Annotated in this window: 7 protein-coding genes; 3 read left to right on the plus strand and 4 right to left on the minus strand. The window is 67.3% G+C overall.

Translation table 11 applies throughout. The features are described from left to right. Window positions 1-22: 22 nt before the first annotated feature. The 3 genes from wrbA to WC585_RS09690 form a co-directional block, all read right to left on the minus strand. Window positions 23-625 carry an NAD(P)H:quinone oxidoreductase gene (gene wrbA, locus WC585_RS09680; RefSeq protein WP_373257669.1) on the minus strand — a complete coding sequence of 201 codons (603 nt, stop codon included), beginning with the start codon at window positions 623-625 and terminating at the stop codon, window positions 23-25. Between the two features lie 73 nt (window positions 626-698). Then, entirely contained in the window at window positions 699-1,196 is a 498-nt protein-coding gene (locus WC585_RS09685; protein WP_373257671.1) for a hypothetical protein, read from the minus strand. Beyond that, the gene (locus tag WC585_RS09690; protein WP_373257672.1) at window positions 1,160-2,035 is read right to left on the minus strand and encodes a D-alanyl-D-alanine carboxypeptidase family protein; all 876 of its coding nucleotides are present in this window, start codon (window positions 2,033-2,035) and stop codon (window positions 1,160-1,162) included. Before WC585_RS09690 ends, WC585_RS09685 begins: the two co-directional genes overlap by 37 nt. A gap of 164 nt (window positions 2,036-2,199) precedes the next feature. On the opposite strand from WC585_RS09690, the gene WC585_RS09695 reads away from it, so the two are divergent. From WC585_RS09695 to WC585_RS09705, 3 genes are read left to right on the plus strand one after another with little or no spacing between them, the layout of a single operon-like run. Continuing rightward, window positions 2,200-3,630, plus strand: coding sequence for an MFS transporter (locus tag WC585_RS09695; protein ID WP_373257674.1), 1,431 nt, complete (start codon window positions 2,200-2,202; stop codon window positions 3,628-3,630). Beyond that, window positions 3,627-4,418 carry a nucleoside triphosphate pyrophosphohydrolase gene (gene mazG, locus WC585_RS09700; RefSeq protein ID WP_373257676.1) on the plus strand — a complete coding sequence of 264 codons (792 nt, stop codon included), beginning with the start codon at window positions 3,627-3,629 and terminating at the stop codon, window positions 4,416-4,418. The genes WC585_RS09695 and mazG overlap by 4 nt, the downstream gene beginning before the upstream one ends. A 45-nt stretch (window positions 4,419-4,463) precedes the next feature. After that, window positions 4,464-5,246, plus strand: coding sequence for a DUF1223 domain-containing protein (locus WC585_RS09705; RefSeq protein ID WP_373257677.1), 783 nt, complete (start codon window positions 4,464-4,466; stop codon window positions 5,244-5,246). Window positions 5,247-5,280: 34 nt separating this feature from the next. Here the strand turns inward: WC585_RS09705 and WC585_RS09710 are convergent, their stop codons facing one another. Next, the gene (locus WC585_RS09710) at window positions 5,281-5,817 is read right to left on the minus strand and encodes a hypothetical protein (RefSeq protein ID WP_373257679.1); all 537 of its coding nucleotides are present in this window, start codon (window positions 5,815-5,817) and stop codon (window positions 5,281-5,283) included. Window positions 5,818-6,051 lie beyond the last annotated feature (234 nt).

Below are 6,051 nucleotides of genomic sequence, written 5' to 3' on the forward strand. Positions count from 1 at the left end.
TGCTGACGGCGGACCCGATGGCTTAGCCGAGGAGCTTCTTGGCCACCTCGGCGATATGCCTGCCCTGGAAGCGAGCACCGTCCAGTTCGTTCTCGCTGGGCATGCGCGAGCCGTCACCGTTGGTGATGGTTGTCGCACCGTAGGGCGAGCCGCCCGTGATCTCGTCGTTTCGCATCTGGCCCTGGAAGGAATAGGGTAGACCAGCCACCAGAATGCCGTGGTGCATCAGGGTCTGGATCATGCCGATCAGGGTCGTCTCCTGCCCGCCGTGCTGGGTCGCCGTGGCAGTGAAGACGCCACCGACCTTGCCTACCAGCTTGCCCTGGAACCACAGCCCGCCGGACTGATCCCAGAAGTTGCGCATCTGCGAGGCGACCGTGCCGAAACGCGTACCTGCCCCGACGATAATGGCATCGTAATCGGCCAGGTCCTCGACCTTGGCGATGGGGGCCGCTTGATCCAGCTTGTAGCCACTCGACTTGGCCAGTTCGTCTGGCACCGTCTCGGCAACGCGCTTGATGTCGACCGTGGCCCCTTCAACCGATCGTGCGCCCTCGGCGACCGCTTCGGCCATGGTTTCCAGATGGCCATAGGTGGAATGATAAAGGACCAGAACCTTGGGCATTTCGCTCTCCGCTTGGACGGCGCGCCAATTCGCAACCGCATCTGTAGCGGATATAATCTTGCCCCTTTGGATTTCAAGCCATGTGGGCCGGCAGTGGGCAGACGCGGTGATAGAAAGCCCGATCCGCCGGCGTTCGTTCTCCGCGCGACAGCCGAAAGCGATGCTCTACGACCATGGCCTGCTGCTCAATATTCAAAGCGTCCCAGCGGCAGTCGTCACTGACCGCATACCGATAGGAGTCCGCATGGTCCCCGGCCCTCAGCTTGGCGGTCAGCAGATTGACCCCGGTCTGGGCCTGCCAGATGTGAACCAGTTCATGGATCAGGACGGCCTGGAGCCTCAGCGGGGCAGCGGCGAAGTCGCGGGGAAGTTGCCGAACCGGCCAGGCGATCCAGTCGCGGCCAAACCATCGCCCCGGCACGAAGGCGCGATCAAAGGGCCAGGGCGTCGGGAAGAACCGAACCGTCGCCAGATCGACCGCGTCACCCAGAGCCTCCCTCGCCAGCCCCTGCTCACCCGGTGTCAGGCCCCGGATCACGACGCGCCGCTCTCGCCCGTTGGACCGATCCATTCCCAGTGCCAGGGCTCGAAGGCATAGGGCACGAAGCCGAAGCGCCGGGCATTGCGGACCAGCCACATATAGGTCTGGGTCTGGCTCATGGCGGCGCGACTGGCCGGGCTGGTGTTGTCGACGCCCAGACCCGGAGCCTGACCGACATAAAGATCGACGGCCGTGCCCGTGCGATGGGCGGAACAGACCGCGCGCCTGAGGCCGTCGCAATTGCCCTGGGCCGCGCATCGGGCGGCGTCGGCCTCGGGGTCGCGGAAGCCGGAGAAGATTTGCAGCAGTTCGGGGTTGGCCGCGACCTCGGGCACCTCGCGCCGGGCAGCCTGCACCATCCGGCGATAGGCGACCAGTACGTCGCGGCGCAGCAGGCGGGTCAGGCGGTCAGCGTGCTCTTCTTCCTCGACCAGATAGCCGAGTTCGGACAGAGGCGGCGGTGCGGGGCAAGGCTCTCCCCTCACGCGCGCCATGATGAAGGGGCGGCGCTCCTGCCAGATGCCCTTGAAGACCTGAAAAGCGGCGTCGTCGAAGATGCCGTTGGCGATGAGCCCGCGCTGCGACTGGAACTGCGCCAGAGCCTGGGCGAAGCGGACGGTGCCGACGTCGCAACGGGTGCCGATCTCCTGCTGGATCAGGGGCACATAGGTCTGCCAGCCCCACTCCACCTGATTGAAGGGGGTCCACTCCAGCGAGTTGACCGAGATGAAGTTGGCGAAGGCGGCGCCGTCCCACTCCGGCGACGTCGCCTCGCAGGCCTCCGCCTGATCGCGCGGTTGATCGCGTGTCTGGGCCGCTACCGGCTGCGCCAGAGCGAACAAACACAGGGCGGCCAGGAGACCGGGCACGAGACGAGTCCACATGGCAGGCATGCTGACCCCAGCCCTGTGGCGGCGGCAAGGCCATTTCCGCGCCGCCGGTGACGAAAGCGTCACCGCCCGTCTCGCGCCCTGCCCGCAAAGGCGGCATGGTGCGACAGGCCGATTCACCGGCTTTCCAGATGGACCCGTCCATGACCGACGCCACCGTCGCCTCCCCTGCCGCTACAGCCGCCGCGCCGCGTCGCAGCAATGGCGTTCTGGCCGCCTTCTCCGCTGCCTGCCTACCCTATGCGGCGCTGGGCCTGCCGGTCTATGTGACCTTGCCGGAGTTCTATGCCAGCCATGTGGGCGTCGACCTGGCCGTGGTCGGGCTGATTTTTCTGATCATCCGGATGGCCGACATCGTCGTAGACCCGGCGCTGGGGATGGTCATCGACCGGACCCACAGCCGCTTCGGACGCTACCGGCTGTGGATGGGGCTGGCGGCACCGGTGCTGATGCTGGCGGTCGGCATGCTGTTCATGGCGCGGCCCGGGGCGGGACCGGCCTATCTGACTGTCTGGCTGGTGGTGCTGTCGCTGGGCTTTTCGGTCAGCCTGCTGTCACAGGTGAGCTGGGCCTCGGCCCTGTCGAGCGACTACAACCAGCGCTCGCGCATCTATGGGTGGTGGCAGACGGCCAACATCATCGGCGTGCTGGCGGTCCTGCTGGTGCCTGTGCTGGTCCAGAACATGGGCTGGGGCGACTATGCGCGGGCGGTGCAGTGGCAGGGGTGGTTCATCATCATCGCCCTGCCCGTCTCGCTGGCCATCACCTTCGCCTTCACGCCCGAGCCGCCGCCCGGACCGGCCACCGCCGCCGAGACGCGTTTCGGCTATCTGGCCCTGTTCAAGCGGCCGGTGATCCAGCGGCTGCTGGGGGCGGACCTGGCGCTGGGCATCGCGCGCGGCGTGGTCGGGGCCCTGTTCTTCTACTTCTTCGAGGCGGCGCGGGGGTTCGAGCGGGCGGAGACCTCGATCCTGCTGCTGGTCTATTTCGTCTTCGGCCTGTTCGGGGCTCCGGCGTGGAGCTGGCTGGCGGTCAGGCTGGGCAAGCACAAGGCGCTGATCTGGGCCTGCGTCTATTTTGCCGTCACCCTGATGTTCGCCGCCTTCCTGGCCCCCGTGCTGGTCGAGCCGGCGCGGTCGGCGCTGGAGGCCATGACCGGCAATCCGGCCCCCTATGCCGACCTGATGATGGCTGGGGCGATGGTGGCGCTGGTGGGGCTGGCCTTCGCCTCGGGCGACCTGCTGCTGCGAGCGATGATGGCGGACGTCAGCGATCAGGTGCGGCTGGATGACGGGGCGGACCGGACCGGCCTGCTGTTCTCCATCCTGACGGCGACGTCGAAGCTGGGCTATGCGGTCTCGGTCCTGACGTTCGCAGGGCTGCAGATGGCCGGGTTCGATCCGGGTCTGGGCGGACAGAACTCTGGCCCGGCCCTGATGTGGCTGCAGATCATGTTCGCCGGCCTGCCCGCGCTGTGCCTGCTGGTGGCGGCGGTGGCGCTGCACCGCTATCCGCTGGATCAGGCACGCCATGCCGAGATCCGGGCGGCGCTGGACGCGAAGGCGCAGGGATGAGCACCCCCATCGACCGCCTGAACGCCATCATGGCCCGGCTGCGGGCCCCCGTGGGCGGCTGTCCGTGGGATGTGGAGCAGACCTTCGCCACCATCGCCCCCTATACGATCGAGGAGGCCTATGAGGTGGCGGATGCCATCGAGCGCGGTGACTATGACGACCTGAGGAGCGAGCTTGGCGACCTGCTGTTTCAGGTCGTCTTCCACGCCCGCATGGCCGAGGAACAGGGGCTGTTCGTCTTCGACGACGTCGCCAACGCCATGGCTGACAAGCTGGAGCGGCGGCATCCCCACGTCTTCGGCGACGAGGCCGCCAAGGCGGATGGCGTTGCCCAGAAGGCGCGGTGGGAAGACATCAAGGCGGCCGAGCGGGTCGCGAAGGCCCAGCATGGGGTGCTGGACGACGTGCCCGCCGGCCTGCCCGCCCTGGCGCGGGCGGCCAAGCTGACCAAGCGTGCCGCCCGCGTCGGCTTCGACTGGCCCTCGACCGACGAGGTCTTCGACAAGCTGCACGAGGAGGTCGCCGAGCTGCGGGTCGAGATCGCCGCCGGCGACCTGGACAAGGCCCGCGAGGAGATGGGCGACCTGCTGTTCGTCGTCGCCAATCTGGCGCGCAAGCTGGGGGTCGAGCCCGAGGACGCCCTGCGCGGGGCCAATGCCAAGTTCGTCCGCCGCTTCGGCTTCATCGAGGCGGAGCTGGCGAGGGATGGACGAACGCCGGAGCAGAGCGACCTGGCCGAGATGGACGCCCTGTGGGACGCCGCCAAGGTGGCGGAGCGGGCGCTCTGAAGGTCGTCCTGTAACCTGACCGGCGGTAGCGCCGAATAGCCGGGTATGAGCCAGCCGACTGATCCGATCCCAACCGCATCAGTGCGCCGTCGACGGTTCCCGTCGCTGCGCCTGCTCGGACTGGCCGCAGCCGTCACGGTGGCGACAACGGTCGGGGCTGTATCTGTGGCTCCAGCGAGGCCGGAGGCGTCGCCGCCCCCTCCGACCGAGCTGACCGTCGTGGAACTGTTCACCAGTCAGGGCTGCTCATCCTGCCCGCCGGCCAATGCCAATCTGTTGCGGCTATCCGGCCGCCCGGACATTCTGGCGCTCAGTTTCGGCGTGACCTACTGGGACCAGCTGGGGTGGCGCGACACGTTTGGCCAGCCGGCCTTCACCGCCCGCCAGCGCGACTATCAGCGGGGCCTGGGCAACGGCAACGTCTGGACGCCGCAGATCGTCGTCGATGGACGCGAAGACGTCGTGGGCGGGCGCATGAGCGAGATCGAGCGGGAGATCGCGCGGCACCGCGCCTTCACCGGGCCCACTATCCGCTTTCAGGGCCGAGGAGTCGGCCTGGCGGGCGGCGAGGCACCGCGTCAACCGGCCGATGTCTGGCTGGTCCGCTATGAGCCCCGACCGATCGAGGTGCCGGTGGCGCGGGGCGAGAATACCGGCCGCACCCTGCCCCACGCCAATGTCGTGCGCGAACTGGTGAAACTGGGCCAATGGCGGGGCCAGACGGTCGGCTTTGCCACGCCCGTGTCGGGCCGACCCGGCCTGCGCACGGCCATCCTGGTTCAGACAGCGTCGGGTGGCCCGATCCTGGCAGCGGCCCGGCAGGGATAGCGGTCGACGATCGGAGGCCGCCCCTACGCCTGAGCTATGATTTGGACTCCGGAAAAACCGGGTGCAAGGAGTCCAATCCGTGAAGTTCTGCCTCTGAGTTTTCAGCCATCGCATTCAGATCGTTGGTGTTTTCGTCTTCCACGGCGAACAGGGTCAGCGGGTCGCGGTTGGACTCGATCTGCGGGGTGACGATGTCGGGCAGTTCGGCCATGACGTGGGCGCGGGCCTTGTCGGCGAGGCGGTCATAGACGCGCAGCCAGGTCGAGGCCTCGGACGCGCGGCCCGTGCCCAGAGCGCGGCGAATGTTCAGAAAGGCCTCCTGGGCCAGGTCGGCGAAGCTGACGGCGTCGTCGGGATGGTATTCGCCGGGCTCGGGCGGGGCGTCACAGGTCGGCTGATCCATCCGCCGCCAGCCCCCGACCCGCGCATGCAGCCGGAACGAACTGAGCGACATGCCGTACCGCTGACAGATATGCGTCGCCTTCACGCCCGCGAGATATTCCCGCCGCGCATGATCCCAGACGTTGCCGCCGTCCTCATCGTAATCGGCGGGATTGATTTGCGTGCTCATCGACATGGAGAGCAGTCTGGCATGCGGGTACGTCAGAAACGGTCGTGGCTGTGGTAGGACCGCTCTTCAGTTCGGCCAACAGCGGACGCAGCGAATGTCCGCTATGGGTGGTGGCCTCAACCGGTGACCGCAACACGCTAACTTTTCTTCGGAGATGGAGCGTGGGTCATGAAGCAGCGGCGGCGGATCTATTATTCGGCGGCTCAACGGGCTGAAATCTGGGATCGCTGGAAG

The sequence above is a fragment of the Brevundimonas sp. genome, assembly GCF_041648055.1.
Lineage (GTDB): Bacteria > Pseudomonadota > Alphaproteobacteria > Caulobacterales > Caulobacteraceae > Brevundimonas.

Bases quoted from the DNA above. Each gene is read 5' to 3' on its own strand.
- wrbA (WP_373257669.1), bottom strand. From the start codon at position 625: ATGCCCAAGGTTCTGGTCCTTTATCATTCCACCTATGGCCATCTGGAA.
- WC585_RS09685 (WP_373257671.1), bottom strand. From the start codon at position 1,196: ATGGATCGGTCCAACGGGCGAGAGCGGCGCGTCGTGATCCGGGGCCTG.
- WC585_RS09695 (WP_373257674.1), top strand. From the start codon at position 2,200: ATGACCGACGCCACCGTCGCCTCCCCTGCCGCTACAGCCGCCGCGCCG.
- mazG (WP_373257676.1), top strand. From the start codon at position 3,627: ATGAGCACCCCCATCGACCGCCTGAACGCCATCATGGCCCGGCTGCGG.
- WC585_RS09705 (WP_373257677.1), top strand. From the start codon at position 4,464: ATGAGCCAGCCGACTGATCCGATCCCAACCGCATCAGTGCGCCGTCGA.
- WC585_RS09710 (WP_373257679.1), bottom strand. From the start codon at position 5,817: ATGAGCACGCAAATCAATCCCGCCGATTACGATGAGGACGGCGGCAAC.